This is a genomic window from Peribacillus faecalis (assembly GCF_014712675.1).
GTDB classification, from domain to species: domain Bacteria; phylum Bacillota; class Bacilli; order Bacillales; family DSM-1321; genus Bacillus_AD; species Bacillus_AD faecalis.
On sequence record NZ_JACXSI010000066.1, the window covers coordinates 35,328 to 55,610 of the forward strand.

Annotated in this window: 17 protein-coding genes; 11 read left to right on the top strand and 6 right to left on the bottom strand. The window is 40.6% G+C overall.

All coding sequences use genetic code 11. From position 1 onward, the window contains the following. Nucleotides 1-199: 199 nt before the first annotated feature. The 6 genes from IEO70_RS18305 (at nucleotide 200) to IEO70_RS18330 (ending at nucleotide 10,387) form a co-directional block, all read left to right on the top strand. The gene (locus IEO70_RS18305) at nucleotides 200-844 is read left to right on the top strand and encodes a TVP38/TMEM64 family protein (protein ID WP_190999816.1); all 645 of its coding nucleotides are present in this window, start codon (nucleotides 200-202) and stop codon (nucleotides 842-844) included. A 160-nt stretch (nucleotides 845-1,004) separates the two neighbouring features. Continuing rightward, the gene (gene addB / locus IEO70_RS18310; RefSeq protein WP_190999817.1) at nucleotides 1,005-4,535 is read left to right on the top strand and encodes a helicase-exonuclease AddAB subunit AddB; all 3,531 of its coding nucleotides are present in this window, start codon (nucleotides 1,005-1,007) and stop codon (nucleotides 4,533-4,535) included. Continuing rightward, nucleotides 4,532-8,263 carry a helicase-exonuclease AddAB subunit AddA gene (gene addA / locus IEO70_RS18315; protein WP_190999818.1) on the top strand — a complete coding sequence of 1,244 codons (3,732 nt, stop codon included), beginning with the start codon at nucleotides 4,532-4,534 and terminating at the stop codon, nucleotides 8,261-8,263. The genes addB and addA overlap by 4 nt, the downstream gene beginning before the upstream one ends. A gap of 150 nt (nucleotides 8,264-8,413) precedes the next feature. Then, a complete protein-coding gene (locus IEO70_RS18320; protein ID WP_190999819.1) occupies nucleotides 8,414-8,785 on the top strand; it encodes a GntR family transcriptional regulator in 372 nt (123 codons plus the stop codon). Next, nucleotides 8,778-9,629, top strand: coding sequence for an ATP-binding cassette domain-containing protein (locus IEO70_RS18325; RefSeq protein ID WP_190999820.1), 852 nt, complete (start codon nucleotides 8,778-8,780; stop codon nucleotides 9,627-9,629). The genes IEO70_RS18320 and IEO70_RS18325 overlap by 8 nt, the downstream gene beginning before the upstream one ends. A 14-nt stretch (nucleotides 9,630-9,643) precedes the next feature. Then, nucleotides 9,644-10,387: a hypothetical protein gene (locus tag IEO70_RS18330; protein ID WP_190999821.1), complete on the top strand. Its 744-nt coding sequence runs from the start codon at nucleotides 9,644-9,646 to the stop codon at nucleotides 10,385-10,387. A gap of 130 nt (nucleotides 10,388-10,517) precedes the next feature. Here the strand turns inward: IEO70_RS18330 and IEO70_RS18335 are convergent, their stop codons facing one another. The 6 genes from IEO70_RS18335 to IEO70_RS18360 form a co-directional block, all read right to left on the bottom strand. Beyond that, complete coding sequence (locus IEO70_RS18335) at nucleotides 10,518-10,736, bottom strand: spore germination protein (RefSeq protein ID WP_190999822.1); 219 nt, start codon at nucleotides 10,734-10,736, stop codon at nucleotides 10,518-10,520. Between the two features lie 3 nt (nucleotides 10,737-10,739). Next, the gene (locus IEO70_RS18340; protein WP_190999823.1) at nucleotides 10,740-11,144 is read right to left on the bottom strand and encodes a spore germination protein GerPE; all 405 of its coding nucleotides are present in this window, start codon (nucleotides 11,142-11,144) and stop codon (nucleotides 10,740-10,742) included. A 5-nt stretch (nucleotides 11,145-11,149) separates the two neighbouring features. Next, nucleotides 11,150-11,350 (bottom strand): spore gernimation protein GerPD, encoded by a 201-nt coding sequence (locus IEO70_RS18345; protein WP_190999824.1) that lies wholly within the window; start codon nucleotides 11,348-11,350, stop codon nucleotides 11,150-11,152. Beyond that, entirely contained in the window at nucleotides 11,350-11,976 is a 627-nt protein-coding gene (gene gerPC, locus IEO70_RS18350) for a spore germination protein GerPC (RefSeq protein ID WP_190999825.1), read from the bottom strand. Before gerPC ends, IEO70_RS18345 begins: the two co-directional genes overlap by 1 nt. Nucleotides 11,977-12,089: 113 nt before the next feature. Continuing rightward, on the bottom strand, nucleotides 12,090-12,290 hold the full coding sequence (locus IEO70_RS20480) for a spore germination protein GerPB (protein WP_190999826.1): 201 nt from the start codon (nucleotides 12,288-12,290) through the stop codon (nucleotides 12,090-12,092). A gap of 17 nt (nucleotides 12,291-12,307) precedes the next feature. After that, complete coding sequence (locus tag IEO70_RS18360) at nucleotides 12,308-12,529, bottom strand: spore germination protein (RefSeq protein ID WP_190999827.1); 222 nt, start codon at nucleotides 12,527-12,529, stop codon at nucleotides 12,308-12,310. A 204-nt stretch (nucleotides 12,530-12,733) separates the two neighbouring features. On the opposite strand from IEO70_RS18360, the gene IEO70_RS18365 reads away from it, so the two are divergent. From IEO70_RS18365 to IEO70_RS18385, 5 genes are all read left to right on the top strand, one after another. Further along, on the top strand, nucleotides 12,734-14,326 hold the full coding sequence (locus IEO70_RS18365) for a long-chain-fatty-acid--CoA ligase (protein WP_190999828.1): 1,593 nt from the start codon (nucleotides 12,734-12,736) through the stop codon (nucleotides 14,324-14,326). Between the two features lie 292 nt (nucleotides 14,327-14,618). Further along, the gene (locus IEO70_RS18370; RefSeq protein WP_328820974.1) at nucleotides 14,619-17,054 is read left to right on the top strand and encodes a S8 family peptidase; all 2,436 of its coding nucleotides are present in this window, start codon (nucleotides 14,619-14,621) and stop codon (nucleotides 17,052-17,054) included. Between the two features lie 558 nt (nucleotides 17,055-17,612). Next, nucleotides 17,613-18,815 carry a DUF418 domain-containing protein gene (locus IEO70_RS18375; protein WP_190999829.1) on the top strand — a complete coding sequence of 401 codons (1,203 nt, stop codon included), beginning with the start codon at nucleotides 17,613-17,615 and terminating at the stop codon, nucleotides 18,813-18,815. Next, nucleotides 18,812-19,702: a fumarylacetoacetate hydrolase family protein gene (locus IEO70_RS18380; RefSeq protein ID WP_190999830.1), complete on the top strand. Its 891-nt coding sequence runs from the start codon at nucleotides 18,812-18,814 to the stop codon at nucleotides 19,700-19,702. Before IEO70_RS18375 ends, IEO70_RS18380 begins: the two co-directional genes overlap by 4 nt. Before the next feature lie 65 nt (nucleotides 19,703-19,767). Beyond that, nucleotides 19,768-20,136, top strand: coding sequence for a YisL family protein (locus IEO70_RS18385; protein WP_190999831.1), 369 nt, complete (start codon nucleotides 19,768-19,770; stop codon nucleotides 20,134-20,136). Nucleotides 20,137-20,283 lie beyond the last annotated feature (147 nt).

Sequence of the window (20,283 nt, forward strand, 5' to 3'; positions counted from 1 at the left end):
CGGTGCCGGTTTTTCTTAATAATTCTCTATTTTTTTTGATGCAAAATAGATGTATGATTAAAGTATGCATTACATGTGTACTTTAATCATTTTGTTGTAAAATAAGAAAACGGTAGACCAATTATTATATAATGTACATAGAGAGAGTATTTATTTTGTATGAAAGTATCTTACCTATAAAGATTAGAAGGTGCATACTATGGATTTCGACACTATGAAAGAACTATTCAGCGAGGAATACATATTAGAGTTAATCAAAAGCTATCAAGCTTTTGGACCGATTCCCGGCATTTTGCTGCCGATTTTGGAAGCATTCTTGCCGTTTCTTCCATTGGTAGTGTTTGTGATCGCCAATACGAATGCGTTCGGTCTATGGCTAGGTTTTCTTTTGACGTGGATTGGATCGACCATAGGTGCCATCCTTGTTTTTTTATTGATACGGAGATTTGGTCATACAAAGCTTCTTACTTTCATACAACGTCATAAACAAGTAAAAAAATTGACGAAATGGCTTGATGTGCATGGTTTTGGACCGCTCTTCCTATTGATGTGCTTTCCTTTTACACCATCGGCTGTCGTCAATATTGTAGCCGGCTTGTCGCATATCAGCCGTTCGAAATATATCTTTGCGGTTTTAGCGGGGAAACTGGTGATGATTTTTACAATCAGCTATGTAGGGCATGACATCGTCTCGCTTTTCACCAATCCGGGACGTACAGCGATTATCGCTGTCATTATCTTTATACTCTGGTATGTCGGTAAAAAAATCGAGCTGAGCTTAAACCGAGATATTGAGTCGAAAGTAAAAGCGCGCCAAAGAGAAACACAATCAGACAATGAATAATCCAATAATACAAGGCCCATGAAAAGGAATTAACGTACTTTTCATGGGCCTTGTTTGTTGTTTTTAAGAGTGCAACACGCTCACTTATTATCGGCAATTACGTGATATACTAACACTACATGAACATCATGAGAGACTAAGATGGGAAGGAGAAAATAACGTGGCTTTACAATTTATATTGGGCAGATCAGGCACAGGCAAGACAACATCAGTCTTAAACGAGATACGAGAGAAGTTGCACAATAACCCGAGGCATACCCCGCTCGTCTATATCGTACCTGAACAGATGACATTTTCTTCAGAATATAAATTAGCCGGCACGCCTGATTTGAAGGGAATGATGTCGGCGCAAGTATTCAGTTTTACACGGCTTGCATGGCGTGTGCTGCAGGAAACAGGCGGAATGAGCAGAAAGCATTTAAGCAGTGCCGGCATGAACATGATGATTACAAAAATCATTGAAGAGAAGAAGGATGAACTGAAAATCTTTCAAAGGTCGGCCGGGAAAACAGGCTTCATCAGCAGTATGGAAGATATGCTCATTGAGCTGAAAAGATACTGTATTACTCCTGAAGCAATGGGAGAAATCATGATTGAACAGCTTGATGATGAGACAAATCAAGTTTTAAAGGATAAACTGCATGATTTAGAGCTGATTTATCGTGAGTTTGAGAGGGCTTTGTTCGGCAAATATATTAACTCTGAGCATTACTTGACTTTATTAGCTGAAAAAATCTCCCAATCAAGCTACTTGCAAGAGGCGGAGATTTATATAGATGGCTTTTTTAGTTTGACACCGCAAGAATTGCTAGTCGTTCAAGAGCTATTAAAAACATGTAAAAAAGTGACGGTTGCCTTGACGCTCGACACACCTTTCCGTCAAGGACCGCCTGTTGATTTTCATTTATTCGGAATGAGTGCCCGACTGTACCAGAATATTTATCAGTTGGCTGTACAGTCGGATATTGAGATTGAACAGGACATTGTGATGACTGATATGCATCGTTTCAACCTTCGTGCTGACTTGGAGCATTTGGAAAAGAAATTGAATGTGCTTCCGACCGTTCCGTATGAAGGTGAGACAGGCGTAACAGTAATGATGGCGGCAAATCGCAGAGTGGAATTAGAGGGAATCGCCAGAGAAATTTTGAAGCTTGTCCGCGAACAACACTATAAGTGGCGTGATATCACTGTGCTTGTCCGAAATGGAAACGACTATGCCGATTTAGTGAAGACAATCTTTCAAGATTACCGGATTCCTTTTTTCATTGATGCAAAGGAAACAATGTTGCATCACCCGCTAATCGAACTCATCCGTTCCAGTTTGGAGACTTTGCAAACGAATTGGCGCTATGAGCCGGTCTTTCGGGCGATTAAAACAGAGCTTCTTTACCCGTTGAAGGCGGACCGAGTAGCGATGCGCCACAACGTCGATTTGTTGGAAAACTTTGTGCTTGCGAGAGGAATAAAGGGAGAACAATGGACTGGTAAAGAGCGCTGGACGTATCACCGTTTCAAAGGTCTTGAATTGGAGGATATAAAACAGAACGACAAGGAAATTGCCCTTGAGAATCAAGTGAACGAGTGGAAAGAGCTCTTCAGTAAACCTTTAATCACATTGGGGAAAAGATGTAAAAAAGCAAAAACCGGCATTGAATACTGCCAGGCACTTTATTTGTTTCTAGAAGAAGTTGGCGCTCCGGATCATCTCGATCAATTGCGGATGAAGGCAGAAGAAGAAGGCCGCTTGATAGAAGCGCGAAGACATGACCAAGTGTGGAAGTCGGTCATTGATTTGCTTGATCAGTTTGTAGAGACGATGAGAGATACGAAGCTGAACTTGAAACAGTTTATCTCGATTCTGGATTCCGGTCTTCAGGCGCTACAGTTTTCACAAGTACCGCCAGCATTGGATCAAGTCATTGTGGCAAATCTTGATCTTTCACGGCAAAACGATGTCAAGATTGCTTTTGTCATCGGACTCAATGAAGGCGTATTGCCGATGAAAGCTACAGAAGAAGGGATTTTTACCGACAGTGATCGGCAATTGCTAAATAAAACCGGTATAGAATTAGCGCCTGATTCTACTGTGCGCTTATTTGATGAGGAGTTTACAGCTTATAAGGCTTTTACGACGGCTTCAGAGAAGCTGTATGTCAGCTATCCTTTAGGCGATGAAGAAGGCGGTTCGCTACTTGCTTCACCTTATATTAAAAGGATTAAAGAAATTTTGCCGAAGGCTTGCGAGCTGTACTTGCAAAATGAACCGCAAGATGACACAAAAGAGCAGCAGCTTATGTATATGCCGAATGAGAGTATTGCACTTAGCTATTTGACAGCTGTTTTGCAGCAGCAAAAACGCGGCTATAAGCCGGATGACGTTTGGTATAGTCTTTATAACTATTTACTCGAGAGCAATCAAGGTTCTACCAAAATGGTGTTAAGTAGCTTGCACTATGAAAATAAAGCGCGCAGACTTTCCTCTCAAACATCTAAAGGGTTATATGGGAAAAAAGTAAAAGTGAATGATATAGAAGAAACAAAGATGCAAGCAAGTGTTTCAAGAATGGAGCGATATAATAGCTGTGCTTTTTCTCACTTTGCGTCTCACGGGCTAGGCCTGAAAGAACGGAATGTGTACCGCCTTGAAGCACCGGATATCGGAGAGTTGTTCCATGGAGCTTTGAAGATTATCTCGGATACCTTGTTAAAAGAAAACATTCAATGGTCTGCGTTGTCACAAGAGCAGTGCCATCAACTTGCAAGCGCTGCGGTTGAACAGTTGGCTCCGAAGCTTCAAAATCAAATATTATTGAGCTCGAATCGCCATCATTATATAAAACGAAAGCTCGAAAACGTAATAGGACGCGCATCGATTGCATTAAGCGAGCAAGCGAAGCATAGCGGCTTTACACCTTTTAAGCTGGAATTAGGTTTTGGCAACGATAACGAATCAATTTTGCCGCCTTATCCGCTTAAGCTTGCAGATGGTACAGATATGGAGCTGATTGGACGAATTGACCGTGTCGACACAGCGAAATTTAACGACCAGATATATGTGAGAATTATTGATTACAAATCGAGCTCGAAAGATGTCAATTTAGATGAAGTGTATTATGGTTTGGCACTGCAAATGCTCACGTATTTAGATGTGCTGATCCAATTTGCTCCTCAATTAATCGGACAGGCTGTTTCGTCGGCAGGGATGTTGTATTTCTATGTGCATAATCCGATTATTAAAGCTAATGAAATGATGGATTTGAGCAAACTGGAGAAGGAAATTTTCAAGCAGTTTAAAATGAAGGGCTTGCTGGTCGATAAACCGGAAATACTTCAGCTGATGGATGATAAGCTCATCATTGGAGAAAGCAGTAAATCGGATATTATTTCTGTAAATTTCTTGAAAAATGGTGATATCTCTAAAACTTCGAAGGTAGCGAGTGAACAAGATTTCGATATGCTGCGCAATCATATCCATCATCTGTATAAAAAAGCCGGAAATGAGATTTTGAACGGTGAGACAATCATTAATCCGTATAAGAAAAAGGATAAAATTCCTTGCACGTATTGTGCTTATAAAAGTGTCTGCATGTTCGATCAGGCCTTAGAGGAAAATGAATACCGAATTTTGCAGCCGAAGAAAGCCAATGAAGTTTTACAGCTCATCAAAGAGGAGGGAGGACAAGCATGAGTAAAACTATTATTCCTGAAATGCCGGCTGAGATGACATGGACCAGTGACCAATGGAAAGCGATTTGGGCAAGCGACCAGGATATTTTAGTAGCTGCTGCTGCCGGATCGGGAAAAACAGCTGTATTGGTCAATCGTATTATATTTAAATTGCTGTCTGAACAAGTCAACGTAGATGAGTTGTTGGTCGTTACATTTACGAATGCATCAGCAGCGGAAATGCGCCACCGTATTGCCGAAGCGCTGGAAGGGGCAATTAAGAAAAATCCTGATTCGCAGCATTTGCGCAAGCAATTAAGCTTAATTAATCGCGCCTCCATCAGCACGCTTCATTCGTTCTGTCTTGAGGTCATCCGTAAGTATTATTATGAAATCGAAATCGACCCGGGATTCAGAATTGCTGATACGACTGAGGCGGAAATTTTGAAGGATGAAATGCTGGATGAATTGTTGGAGGAACAGTATGGCATCGAGAACAATGAGTCGTTTTTCCAATTAGTGGATGCTTTCAGCAGTGACCGCAATGACCTTGAATTGCAAAATATTGTCCGAACGCTACACGAGTTTTCAAGCTCGCATCCGTATCCGGAGGAATGGCTTGATGAGATGGTGACGATGTATGACATTCATGATGATACCGCCATTGATGATCTGCCTTTTGCGTCGGCATTAAAATATTATGTGAAATTGCAGCTGTCGGCTGCAAGGGACAGTATTGAAGAAGCCCTCCGCATCACAAAAATGCCGGGAGGTCCCGCTTCGAGAGCGGAAACACTCGATAAAGATCTGCAGCTGCTCGAGAAGCTCGAGGCGGTAAGTGAACAGTCATGGCAAGCGATGTTCGAGGCAATGAGCGGAGTGAAGTTCTCTACTTTGAAAAAAGCGACGGGCGATGTCGATGAGGAACTTGATAAGCAGTGCAAAAAGCTCCGTGATCAAACGAAGAAGCTTATTCAAGATTTGCAAAAGGAACTTTTTACACGCAGACCGGAGAGCTACTTGAAGGATATGAAGCAGCTTAAGGGCAATATCGCCATGCTTGCTGAATTAGTAAAGCAATTCAAGCAAAAATACAATCAAGAAAAACGAGAGCGCGGCATAGTCGACTTCTCAGATTTGGAACATTACTGTCTGGCCATTTTTGCGGAGAAGACAGAGGATGGACAAGTGAAGCCATCGAGAATTGCCCTAAAGTACCGCAAACATTTTAAAGAAGTGCTAGTCGATGAATACCAGGATACAAACTTAGTGCAGGAAACAATTTTGAAGCTGGTGAGCAAGGACAGTGAATATGAAGGAAATATGTTCATGGTCGGCGATGTGAAGCAGTCGATTTATCGCTTTCGTTTGGCGGAGCCGAATTTATTTTTAGGTAAATACAATCGCTATCGCCATGATGGGGTCGATGGAGGTCTTCGCATCGACTTGAATAAAAACTTCCGAAGCCGCAAGGAAGTATTAGACGGCACAAACTTCTTATTTAAACAGCTAATGGGTGTCACAGTCGGTGAAATTGAATATGACGAAGATGCTGAGCTCAAGAAGGGAGCGAAGTATCCAGAGAACGAGTCATTCCCAATCGAGGTGCAATTTATTAATCAAAATAGTCAGGAAAGCGATGTCGAATATGAGGATACTGACTTTGAGGCAGAAGAGCTCGAAAACGTACAGCTTGAAGCACGCTTGTTGGCAAAGTCGATTAAAGAGATGATTAATGAAAAAAGACAGATTACGGATTTGAAGACCGGCATGAAACGAGCTGTGACTTACCGTGATATTGTCATTTTAATGCGTTCAATGACTTGGACTCCAGGCATTATGGAAGAGTTTAAGAAGCAAGGCATCCCGATTTACGGAAATCTTTCTTCCGGTTACTTTGAAGCAACTGAAGTAGCGATTATGATGTCACTGCTGAAAGTCATTGATAATCCGCTTCAGGATATTCCGCTTGCATCCGTTTTGCGGTCGGCAATTGTCGGACTGAATGAAGAGCAGCTGGCACAAATCAAAATGACCGAACGTTCCGGAGCTTTTTATGACGCGCTTATCCGCTTCACTAAGCTAGGAGAGAACGAAACAAATAAAGATTACTATAAGAAAGTATGCAGTTTTGTCAATCAGCTTCAAGAATGGCGCGAGCTTGCGAGACAGCAATCATTAGCAGACCTGATTTGGCAGCTGTACCGCGATACGAAGTTTTACAGTTATGTGGGCGGTATGCCCGGCGGGAAGCAACGCCAGGCTAACTTGCGCGCTTTGTTCGACCGTGCTCGTCAATATGAGGAGAGTTCATTCCGCGGCTTATTCCGCTTCTTGCGCTTTATAGAAAGAATGCAGCAGCGCGGCGATGATTTAGGTGCGGCAAGGGCATTGAGCGAGCAGGAAGATGTTGTGCGCATCATGACGATCCACTCAAGTAAAGGCTTGGAGTTCCCGGTAGTATTTGTTGCGGGATTGGCGCGTCAATTCAATATGATGGACTTGCGCAAAAGCTATCTATTAGACAAGGAATTCGGTTTTGCCTGCAGTTATACGAACCCGAACCTGCGGATAACGTACCCGTCGCTGCCGCAAATTGCTTTTAAAAAGAAAAAGCAGCTCGAGATGATTGCAGAGGAAATGCGGGTATTATATGTTGCTTTAACGAGGGCAAAAGAAAAATTAGTGCTGATTGGCACATTGAAGGACAGTGAGAAATCACTGGAGAAATGGAGAAAAGCAGCGACTCACAATGATTGGCTGCTGAAGGATTACATCCGCGCGACAGCGAAGAGCTACAGTGACTGGATCGGACCAGCGCTGGCTCGTCATAATCAAAATGAGAATATTTATAATGTATCACTCTCTCCTACGTTGAGCGACATAGCAAAACATCCTTCTGATTGGAAACTGGAGATTATTGAGGCATCCGCGCTGCAAACAGACCAAAATCTGGGTGAGGAAACAGACGCTGTGATTTGGGAAGCAATCAAGGTGAACAAGCCAGTCGACATTACTTCTCCTTTTGATGAGAAAATTAAGCAGCAGCTTAACTGGAAGTATGAAAACGAAGCAGCAGCTTCACATCTCTCTAAGCAAACCGTTACGGAAATCAAAAGGCAGTTTGAAAGTGTTGATCGCGAAAGCGGCTCACAGTTGATTCGTCCGCAAAAGAGTCTTTATGACCGTCCGGCGTTTATGCAGGAGAAATCACTTTCTTCAGCTGAAAAAGGGACAATTATGCATATGGTTATGCAGCAGATTAATTTGCGCGAACCACAAAGCGAAGCATCCCTTGAGGTGCTAAAGCTTCATTTATTGCAGAATGAATATTTACGCGCAGAACAGTTGGAGGCGGTTAATAACGCTGAAATTTTGCATTTCTTTGAGAGTGATTTAGCGAAACGGATGCAAAATGCTCATTCGCTTCAGCGCGAGCTGCCTTTCAGTATGGTGATTCCTGCAAGTGAAGCATACAGTGATTGGCAAGGTGAAGATGAACCAGTTCTAATTCAGGGGGTTATTGACTGTCTGTTTGAAGATGAACAAGGGCTTGTCCTTGTCGATTACAAAACGGATCGCATTACAGGACGATTCCCGAGCTACGGTGAGGCCGAGCCAGTATTGGCCAAACGTTATAAGGTACAAATCGATCTTTACTCAAGAGCGATTGAATCAATTATGAAAACAAAGTTAAAAGAGAAGTATTTATATTTCTTTGATGATGGTGGACATTTATTGAAGATGTAAGAGGCTATCCAAAGGTGAGTTTTTACTCGCTTTTGGATGGTCCTTTTTTAATTTGGGGAATTTTTTAAATGGTAATTATTGTAATTTAAGGGGATTTGTTATATAGTTAGTTACATAAGTAATTAACTAATAAAGAGTGGTGGGAATCTTATGCTAGTACATTTCAATGACGACAAACCTATTTTTATCCAACTGGCAGAAGCTGTTGAAGATGCCATTCTTTCAGGGGCTTTCCCGGAGGAAACGCAAATTCCATCAACGACAGAAATATCGGTCAGCAATAAAATCAATCCGGCTACTGCTCTAAAGGGAATCAATCTCTTAGTAGAAGAGGGGACTATTTATAAGAAAAGGGGTGTTGGTATGTTTGTTGCAGCAGGCTCGTCCGAAAAAATATTAAGTAAAAGAAAGCAGGACTTCTACGATACATTTATCGAAACGCTTATTTTAGAAGCGAAGAAACTGAAGCTATCAAAGGAAGAAATCATTTCAATGGTAGAAAGAGGGTTTAAGCATGGGTGACTTAATCATAAAGAACGTGACGAAGCAATTTGGTTCATTTGCGGCATTAAAGGATGTGTCGATAGTATTTGAGGAGAATAAAATTTATGGATTGCTAGGACGAAATGGAGCAGGCAAATCAACGTTGCTGAATCTTATAACAAATAAGCTGTTTCCGGAAGCGGGAGAAATTACTCTCGGCTGCCAGAGTGTGCTAGAAAATGACGAGGCTCAACGCAATATATATTGCATGAGTGAGCAAAATCTTTACCCGGAAAAAATGAAGGTGAGGGAAGTATTTAAATGGTCAGCAGATTTTTATCCGAACTTTGACCTTGAATATGCCAATGGTCTAGCTGAAAAATTCAAACTTCCAATGAATAAGGTGATAAAGAGTCTTTCAACAGGATATGGTTCAATTTACAAAATCATTATAGCTCTTGCATGTCAGGCTCCTATTGTTTTATTAGATGAACCGGTGCTGGGGTTGGATGCTTATCATCGTGATTTGTTTTATAAGGAGTTGCTTGTCAACTACAGTGAGAACCCAAAGACGATTGTGATCTCGACTCATTTAATAGAAGAAGCGTCGGATTTAATAGAGAAGGTAGTCATACTGAAGGCAGGTTCCGTTATTTTAGATGAAGATACAGAGGAAATTTTAGCAAAAGGATATACGGTTTCAGGACCGGAAAAAATGATTGAGGATTATATCGCAGATAAAGAGGTTATAGGAGTTGATTCGCTAGGAGGATTAAAGTCGGCGTATATCCTCGGGAAAGTGAATAAGCAAGAGCTGCCAAGCGGTCTAGAATGCTCAAAGCTTGATTTGCAAAAAATGTTCATTCAGCTAACGAACATATAAGGGAGGAAGATTTAATGAATGGTTCGCTTTCGGTAAAATACTATATGCAAGATTATAAAAAATCATTGCTTGTTTTCTATGGGATTTTGATTGGCTTACAGATTATTTCGGTAGCACCTGCTCTTGTAAACTCTAACATTAATGTTTCCTCATCAGGGCTGGAAGTCGCCTCAATGATTTTTCTGTTTGTTGCCGGATTGAATAGCTTTCGGGTCCCGTTCTTGTTTTTTCTAGTTAATGGAGTTTCTCGTAAAACAATGTATAAGAGTGCAATCGTAAGCTTTACTATTGTTTCTGCTGTTATGGCGGCTGTAGATACACTGTCAGGGTTAGTTTTCTATAGATTAGCTGATTATATTACCATATTTGAGCAGATATATGGCCCGCGTTATGGGATAGAAGCTTTTCAATATAATCTGCAGTTCATTTTTGAACGTTTCATTTGGTTATTTTGTCTATATGTATTAGCTATTTTCATTGGATATTTTATTACTGTGCTTTATTATCGCATGGATATAATTTGGAAATACATCGTTTCAATTGGAGTGCCGGCATTTTTATTTTTAGGTATTCCCACGATCAATAATATGACTGATGGAAAAGTTTTTGTTTTTATCGCAGAGACGTTTTTGAAAACTATGGGGTTATGGAATGGTCACAATCCGTATATTGCCATGCTTTCATTTGTAGGTGGCGCTATCATTTTTATGATACTTGGAAATTTGCTTACAAGGAAAGTGATAATCAAGAAAAGTTAATTATTAGTTTTTGCGTTAAAAAGACCACTCAAAGTTTGCATTTCTTGAGTGGTCTTTTCTAAGTTAGGCCCAAAAGATAAGACTAAATTATATATGTTTTTAGAGAGCGGCGTTTTACAAGGGGAATACTTTAATTATTACCGAACAGAGGCTGATCAACGACAGTAGGATCGAGAACATTAGTGGCGCTGAGCCCGTTATTGGCAATGACAAAAACGGCTGTGTTGATGGAGCCCGATCCATTGGCTGTTTTTGATGCACTTTTTGGAGAATAGACAAGAGCATCTCCGAATTGGATAGATCCACCTGTAATCGAGCCTACTTGTATCGGTCCTACTATGGCTGGCATGAATTATTCTCCTTTCGAAACGGGCAGTTTATCTATAGGCTGATTGTTTAAAATTTTGAAGTAAATGCTAGAGGCCATGCGAATATGATCGGTGTTTCCAATCTGGAAAATACTCGCAGCAGAAACGGCGATAATATCGATGTTATTAACACATATTTTGGGTATCACATTGAATCTTGTCATTTTTAAATTCTCATCAATACTTGGACAAGGCGCTTTATAGGAATAATTGGTATCTTTATCCACTTCATCAAGCAATGATGAAGTGATGAAGATATTTGAATTTACTAAAGCGCCTAGTATATCGGCTGTACTATCAATATAATGGGCATCACCAATCTGAAAGTTTGAGCCGGAAGCGACATTCCTGATAATAATACGCTTTACATGAGATGTTCTGGAAAGCATTGTTCTTATTGAGGAACTGTAGGAGTTAAAGGAACTACAGGAACTAAAGGACCGGTTATATCGCCAAAAGCTTCAGTTGGAACATCTAATGCTGAGGATAATTGGATTGTCTTCATATCTCCAATTAGTAGAAGAGATGAGACCGTAACAGAATCAACCTTTAAAAAATCGACACATATGTTTTTGTTCGTTACATGAAAGTTCATTATACATTCTCCTTTATTACCGTATTCATCCCCTGTTGTACATTTTGCAGGAAGTGATAAATTGCTTGAGAAATGTCTGTTTTAATTTGTTCAATAATCTTTTCTGTATATTCATTTGCCTGCTCAATATTTTTGTTGTATGGATGGTGATTCAAATAAAACTCAATGCGTTCAGGGAGCTGCTTGAAAAGGTCTTCCCTTATAAAATTATCGTATTGACCCTCGAATCTTGCACCTGTTTGTGTCTCATGTTGTTCAATCAGTTCACTTAATTCCCGATCGATAAATGCTGTAACTTCAGCTGTGATTTGACTGGAGACCATTTCACGTTGTTCAGTGGTAAAAGCAGCAGATGTACTTGAGGACATATTATTAACTGTAGAATCGACAAATTCCTCTACTTCTCCTGGATTAACACCGATATTCAATGTACCGTCCAGCTTTTCAATTTTTAACTGATCGAATTTATATTCGATTTTCTCGATTGTTACCGACCTTTGATTCGTTATTTGCTGAATCTTTGCTCTTAAGGAGGAAATTTCAGATTCGAGAGTGAGTATCCTTTGTTCCTGTTTTTCTAAATACTTTTTCATTTCGATTACATACGTATAAAAATCATGTTGCATTAGAATCCCACCTTACTGTAGTTGACAGGTATATTTATAGTTTATGTGACTAATATTAGATGGGTGAATGCCTATACTTCGTTTTTTGACTGAAAATCAATGGTTTAGTTAACCTATTGATTAGCAGGCCTGGAAATTTGAAAACTTCTTGACTGAGTTTGACCTCCATTTGACGCTGTTCCCTTTAGTGGTACGCCATTTGGCGCTAACGATTTAATAATACCGGTACTTCCGATTTGAAAAATGGAGGAATTGGTAATTGTATTAATCTTGATACTATGAATGTGAATACTTTGAGTAACATGATAATTCATTGCGGTGTAGTTCCCCCTTAAACATTAAATGCAATAGGTAGGTCGACCCCATCATTATCATACATTTGCACAGTGTTTGGTGCGTTATTAACAGACACTTTTTCTCCTGTGTTAAATGATCCCGATCCTGCAAATGTTTTTACTGCGGAAATCGGCATAATTTTGTACACATCTCCAATATGGAAAACTCCGCTGCTTCCAACGTTTATCAATTGAATAAATCCTACAATTGCCGGCATAGTTACTTCCTCCATTCCATCTGTATCGAGCGGGCGCCCGGTTGCTCCTATATGCTATGAGTCTTAAATAAAAAAGGTGAGGCATTCGCCTGGCAGAAAAGTTCTTGCTCTATTTTTCTATATATGTATAATATTGTTAAATATAGTTTAAAATGTTAAATTAATTATAAGCTACTATTTTATGAATTTGTGAGGTGGAGAATTGTGAATGTACCATTGGTTGTAACTGAGTTTTTAGATCGTGCTGCAAAATTGTATGAACACAAGCAGGCTATTTTTTCAGATGAAAGAGTTTTTACATACGGAGAATTGAATGCGAGAGTGAACCAGCTTTCACGGGGGTTAAGAGATTTAGGAATCCAAAAAGGCGATCGAGTAGCGTATTTGACGCCAAACTGTGTTGAAATGCTTGAAGGCTTCTATGGTGTTTTTCAGCTGGGAGCTGTCATGGTTTCACTGAATATCCGTTTGAAGCCCGAGGATTATTTGTTCATCTTGAACCATAGCGAATCTAAGGTTCTTGTTGTCGATCAAGATTTATATCCGTTAATTGTTCCGATTAAAGACAGATTGAATACGGTTCAACATATTATTGTGACTTACAAGAATGAGGAAACAATTGAACGAGGTTATGACGAATGGATTGCTAACTTTGATGCGTCGGCATTTGAGAGAGCTGAACTTCATGAGGATGATCTGAGCACGCTGCTTTATACGAGTGGGACGACAGGCAATCCGAAAGGGGTTATGCTGACACACCGCAATAACTATTTACATGCTCTTACGGCTATGCATCATTTGCGTGTGACAGATGAGGATGTATTAATGCATGTATTGCCGATGTTCCATGTAAACGGATGGGGTTCGCCATTCTACTATACGGCTAATGGCGCTTCGCAAGTAATGGCGCGCAAAACAACACCTGAAGTGATTTTTAATAAAGTGATGGAGCGTAAAGTAACGATCATGCATATGGCTCCGACCGTTTTAAATGCGCTAATGCAACATTATGAGAATGAGGTTCCGGAGATGGATCAGCCTTTAAGAGTTATAGTCGCAGGATCTGCTCCTCCTCCTGCCTTTGTTACTAGAGTCGAAAAAGAATTAAACTGGGAATTTATACAAGTGTACGGGATGACTGAGTCATCGCCTTTCAGTCTTATATCAAGAGTGCGTTCTCAGTATAAAGAACTGCCTTTGCATGAGCAATATAAAATGAAAGCAAAGGCTGGACATCAATTCATCGGAGTTAATGTCCGCGTAGTCGATGAGCACGGTGACGATGTTGCCAATGATGGTACATCGATTGGGGAAATTGTCGTAAGAAGCCACGGTGTCATGAAAGGATATTGGAAAAATGAAGAAGAAACGATGAAGACAATTGATAATGGATGGCTACATACCGGCGATATGGGAACGGTGGATCAATACGGCAATATCGACATAGTAGACCGTAAGAAAGATGTCATTATCTCGGGAGGAGAAAATATTTCATCAATTGAGGTAGAAGGCAATTTATATGAGCACCCGGCTGTTTTGGAAGCAGCTGTTATTGCTGTTCCACATGAAAAGTGGGGTGAAACGCCGCATGCCTTTATTGTCGTCCGTCCGAATCACATTGTTACCGAATCAGAATTAATTGCTTTTTCAAGAAGTTCACTGGCTCACTTCAAGGCGATTACCGGTGTGACATTTGTTGATGTGTTACCTAAAACAGCATCAGGCAAAATTCAAAAAGTCCAGCTTCGCAATGATTATTGGGAAACGGAAGGAAAAACCGGACGATTTGTAAACTAATATTTTAATTAGCGAGCACAAACTTTTTAAAGTTTGTGCTCGCTTTTTGATGTCGAAAAAATAAAATATGGTAAAAATGAACTATTTAAAATAGACCATAACAAATGATTCACTATAAAACTATTAGTCTTAAGTCTATATTTTTTCACTTTAAAAATAGTGAATATGATTCAAGGTATTGCAGGCAAAAAGAACGAATATTTGTAGACAGCTATCAAAATGTACATATTTGGCTCGAAACATGTCCGAGCCGAGTGAGCAAGCTGCAAAAATAGTAAAGGGAGATGGAAGTGTGGGGAAATGGAAGTCATTAACAGGACTGTCAGCTGCCCTGCTCATTGTTGCTTCTTTCGGAAGCGGAGCGGGAGCTGTAACAGGCAAAGTTGAAAGTAACAAAGTTGGTAAATTAGCAGAGCTAGTAGGAGAGTATAATTTATCTTCATCTAGTAAGACAAGTGTCATTGTCGAGATTACTGAGCCTTCTATCGTAGAGGCGAAGAATACTGGCAAGAGTCAGTCTAAACAAAAGCTTGCCGGTTTTCGTACCAAAGTTATTGATGAAGTAAAAGAGACTGTAGAAGATGCAGCGGTAAATAGACAGTACGATTATGTCTTTTCAGGTTTTTCTGTAGAACTTTCGGAAAATGATATTCCATCTTTACTATCAATTCCGGGAGTAAAGGCGGTTTATCCGGATGTGGAATACAAGACAACAAGTGTCGATGAAGGGGAATTGATTTCAACTGAGACCTATAGCCCCGCTATGCTAAATAGCGCTCCTTATATCGGTTCAAATGATGCTTGGGAAGCAGGGTTTACCGGTGATGGCGTAACTGTGGCTGTTATTGATACCGGGGTTGATTATACACATCCTGATTTAGACCAAGCATTTGGAAGCTATAAGGGCTGGGACTTTGTTGATGATGATAATGATCCGCAGGAAACACCGACTGGAGACCCGCGCGGTGCTGCAACAACACATGGTACGCATGTAGCTGGAACGGTAGCTGCTGACGGACTGATTAAAGGGGTAGCGCCAGAAGCTACTTTATTGGCTTACCGTGTATTGGGTCCTGGTGGTTCAGGTTCCACGGAAGATGTCATTGCCGGTATTGAAAAGGCAGTACAAGACGGTGCCGATGTTATGAACTTATCATTAGGAAGCTCTATTAATGATCCGGACAGTGCAACAAGTATCGCACTTGATTGGGCTATGGCTGAAGGGGTAGTTGCCGTTACTTCGAACGGTAACAGCGGTCCGAATAATTGGACAGTTGGATCTCCAGGATCTTCCCGTGAGGCGATTTCTGTAGGAGCTACTCAGCTTCCGTACAATGTGTACAGTCCAGCAATTGCAACAGCGGAACAAAGCTATCCTTCTGCCAAAGTAATGGGATTCCCAACTGATGATGCATTGTTAGCATTAAACGGAAAAGAATATGAGTTTGTTTACGTTGGTCTAGGGGCGCCAGCTGATTTTGAAGGGAAAGATTTAAACGGCAAAATTGCTTTAATGAGCAGAGGTACGTTAGCATTCGTTGATAAAGCAACAAATGCTAAAAATGCAGGTGCTATTGGCGCAATTATCTTCAATAATGTTGCAGGAGAACAGCCTGATGTTGCAGGCTTGGATGTGCCTACAATTAAAACAACACTTGAAGACGGTCAAAAGCTTTTAGCTGAATTAGAAAAAGGCAATAACAAAGTGTCATTTTCTGTTAACTTTTCACATCAAATCGGAGAAACAGTTGCTGATTTCTCTTCACGCGGACCGGTTAACATCAATTATATGGTGAAACCTGACGTCTCGGCTCCTGGTGTAAATATCGTCAGCACTGTACCAACTTTTGACCCTGCAAACCCGCACGGTTATGGAGCAAAACAAGGAACAAGCATGGCTTCCCCGCACGTAGCAGGTGCAGCTGCGCTAATTTTGCAAGCTCATCCGGATTATACTGTTGAAGATGTGAAAGCAGCATTGATGAACACAGCTGAAAGCTTAACAGACCCGGCTACAGGCAAAGCCTATCCGCATAATACACAAGGAGCAGGCAGCATTAAAGTATTAGAGGCAATTGAAACAAAGACGCTTGTAACTCCTGGTAGTCATTCATTTGGTGTCTTCTCAAAAACCAAAGGCAAACAAGTTGAAAAACAGCATTTCACAATTAAAAACCTTTCTTCGAAACGACAAACATACAGCTTTGAAGTGAATATGGGTAGCGCATCAAAAGCCATCAAAGTATCGACAAGTAATAATTTAAAAGTGAATGCAGGCAAAACGCAAAATGTTAATATGAATGTTCAAGTAGATGCCAGCAAACTAGAGCCTGGCTATTATGAAGGAACGATTACGATTTCTGATGGAACGGACAGTGTTGATCTACCGACAATTTTATTTATTCAAGAGCCGGATTATCCACGCGTTGAATGGCTTGGTGCTGGACAAATCGCTGATGGTGAATTTGAGATTGAAGGCTTCTTCCCAGGTGGAGCTGAGTCTGTTGATTTATTCGTTTATTTATCGAATGCTGATGGTCAGCCGTTAGCGTATTTAGGTGATATTGGATTATACGAAAATATCCCATCAGGCTATACCTCGTTTGATTGGGACGGCAAGCTGACGAACGGATTTGAATTGCCGGGCGGATATTACTACAATATTTACGCTTATGCGACATATAAAGGTCAAACCGATCTTGCAGGAACTAATATTTTTGTAGAGTAATAGAAAAATTTGACCGCTGGAACTTAAGAAATTAAATTAACCATGAAAAAGATGATTTCTGTATACCAGAGTCATCTTTTTCAATTTGTCCTTCTCGCAATACATTTATTGAGAAAGCCAACAATTCAAGTTGATTGGAGCGGAGGCCGGGCGACTCCTGTGGGAGAAGCGTGCAGGACGATACACCGCAGGAGCGACTAACGACGAGGAGGAATGACGCATGCCCCAGGAACAAAAGCGCAAGCGCCCTGATAAGCACCGTATGAACTGGAGGCCGCCGCCCAAGATATAGGAAACACGAAGAACGACAGTGATTCGATGTTGACTTATTGAAGGGAGGTTGCCGAAGGGCAATAGGTGCTGGGCGCTGGAGCTGGACGTCGGTTCACTTTTTGAATTATACACAATGTGGATTTTAATAATTTCTTAAAGCTCAAGAAAGCGTCCGGCTGCAGTGAAAATCAACCTAGCAGTAAACCGATTTGTAATAAATTGTATTGTTCTAAAATTCAGTTAATAGTAAGCTATAATAGTATGGAAAAAGAAGGAGGGGATTTAATGACGGATCGTTTGATGCCTTTGAAGGAAAGCGAGCGTTATGTATCGATTGATATTTTGCGAGGCTTTGCAATTTTAGGTATTTTTCTTGTGAATATGCCAGCTTTTTATAGTCCGTTTTTATACTTGAATCCGGAAACCTATTGGGATAAAGGAATTGACTCGGCTTTAAATACCTTTGTTGATGTGTTTGCGCAAGCCAGCTTTTATCCGCTTTTTGCTTTTTTATTCGGGTATGGTGCGATTATGATAGCGGAGCGCTCTCAATTGAAGGGGCTATCTTTTCCGCTGCTGTTTACGAGAAGATTGCTGATTTTATTAGTATTTGGCTGTATACATGCTTTTCTTATATGGCATGGCGATATTTTGATTACATATGCGATTACCGGATTCTTGCTGATGCTGTTTTATAAGTTAAAAGGCAAAACGCTGCTGATTATTGGTCTTTTATTGTATATCATTCCTTTTGGATTATTGTCGCTTTTATCTTTTTTAATTATGTTGATACCCGATATGAATATGGATGAAGTCTTATACAACAGAGAAGCGATGCTTGCTTCGTTGCAAGTGTATAGCGATGGAAGTTTTGCAGAAATTACTTCACAGCGTATCGAAGACTGGATGTATGCGAATGGACCGTCTAGCGGCTGGGTGCTAGTCATCAATATATTGCCGCTTATGATGTGCGGCGCAGCGTTTGCTAAGCAAGGCTGGCTTGTCAATGTGAACAAGCATAAGAAATTGTTGCGTAATCTTATGATTGTCGGATTAATCGGCGGTCTGTTGTTGAAGCTATTGCCTTACATCCAAGGAGCCAACTATGCGAATGGGCTAATTCAGGACCAATTTGGCGGTCCGCTGCTGGCGCTGTTTTATATAACGTTTATCGTGCTGATTACCCAAAATGAAAAAGTGCTGAATGTGTTGAAGCCGCTTGCCAACGTCGGACGCATGTCAATCAGCAATTACTTGTTGCAATCGATTGTATTCACCATTATTTTTTACGGATATGGATTTGGTTTGTACGGCAGTATTTCTTATTTGAACGGTTTCATAATGCTGCTTGTTTTTTATAGTTTACAGGTGGTATTAAGTAAGTGGTGGATCTCTCGTTTCCAATACGGTCCAGTGGAATATGTGTGGAGATGGGGCACTTATGGACAAAAGCCTACTTTTAAAAGAAAGCGAGAGATGGAACGATGAAATTGGCAACTGTTGAGTGGCACGGACGACAAATAATTGTAGTCGAAGAGAAAGAAACGGGCAAACTGCTTCGGATTGTTGAAGCGGGTAAAGCTTGCGGCATTGTGTTTCCGGAAACGATGATTGAATTCATTGCAGCTGGTGATGAAGTGCTGCAGCAAATTTCTCAAGTTATACAACAAGTGAAGAATGCCGACTTTTTACTTGAGAAGGAAGAGGTAAAATGGCTGGCGCCTATCCCTCGACCGTCCAAAAATATCTTTTGTGTAGGAAAAAATTATGCCGACCATGCCATCGAGCTGGGAAGCAAGGCAGATATTCCGGAGCATGTGATCATGTTTACAAAAGCACCGACTTCGGTCATCGCATATGGCGACCCGATTCCCGCTCACGAAGAGTCGACGAATGAGCTTGATTATGAGGGAGAATTGGCAGTTATCATAGGTAAACGAGCAAGGGGTGTTAAAAAAGAAGAAGCTGAGTCTTACATTTTCGGCTATACAATCATCAATGATGTGACGGCTCGTGATTTGCAGGAGCGCCATAAACAATATTTTATCGGGAAAAGCTTGGACGGCTCTTGTCCGATGGGACCGGTCATCGCTCATAAATCGGGATTTCAAACGCCGCTTGCTTTGGACATTACAACAAAAATTAATGGAGAAGTAAGGCAGCAGGGAAATACAAAGCAATTCATTTTCTCAATTCCGGAAATTATCGAGGTACTGTCGAAAGGCACGACGCTTGAGCCGGGAGATATTATTGCGACAGGTACTCCGGCTGGTGTTGGCAAAGGATTTCAACCGCCAAAGTATTTGCGTGCAGGAGATGTCATTGAAATCGATATTGAAGGCATTGGAACGCTATGTAATCAGGTGAAAGCCTAATTGATAGGAGAAAAATTACAGCTATGATAGAATAAGGCTGAATATTGGAAGTGGGGGGATTTTTTATGTCACATATGCATATTACGTCTTGGGTAGCGGCTATTGTTCTGCTGTTCGTAGCAATGTCCATGTTGAAAAAGGGAAATCAAAGCAACTATAAAATGATGCACATGATTTTACGTGTTGTATACTTGATGATCATCGGTACTGGTGTAATGATGATTTTATCGATTGATAGCTTCTCTAACCTGTCAGCCGGTTTGAAAGGCGAATATATCTCTAAAGTTGTGCTTGGAGTTGTGATCATCGGTCTGATGGAGATGACTCTTGGCAAAATGAGCAAAGGGAAAAGCGCTAAAGGATTGTTAATCGGGATGGCAGTAGTATTTGTTTTAACGGTCACTTTAGGACTAAGATTGCCAATCGGTTTCTGAGTTTTCTATTTTAATAGGTAAAAAGGTATACGTATAAACCAAAATTACAAAATGTTATAAAATTTATGAAAAGACCGCTGAAATATTTGGTGGTCTTTTCTATTTTTTCACATCAAAGTAATAAATTGTGATATTTTATATAGAAGA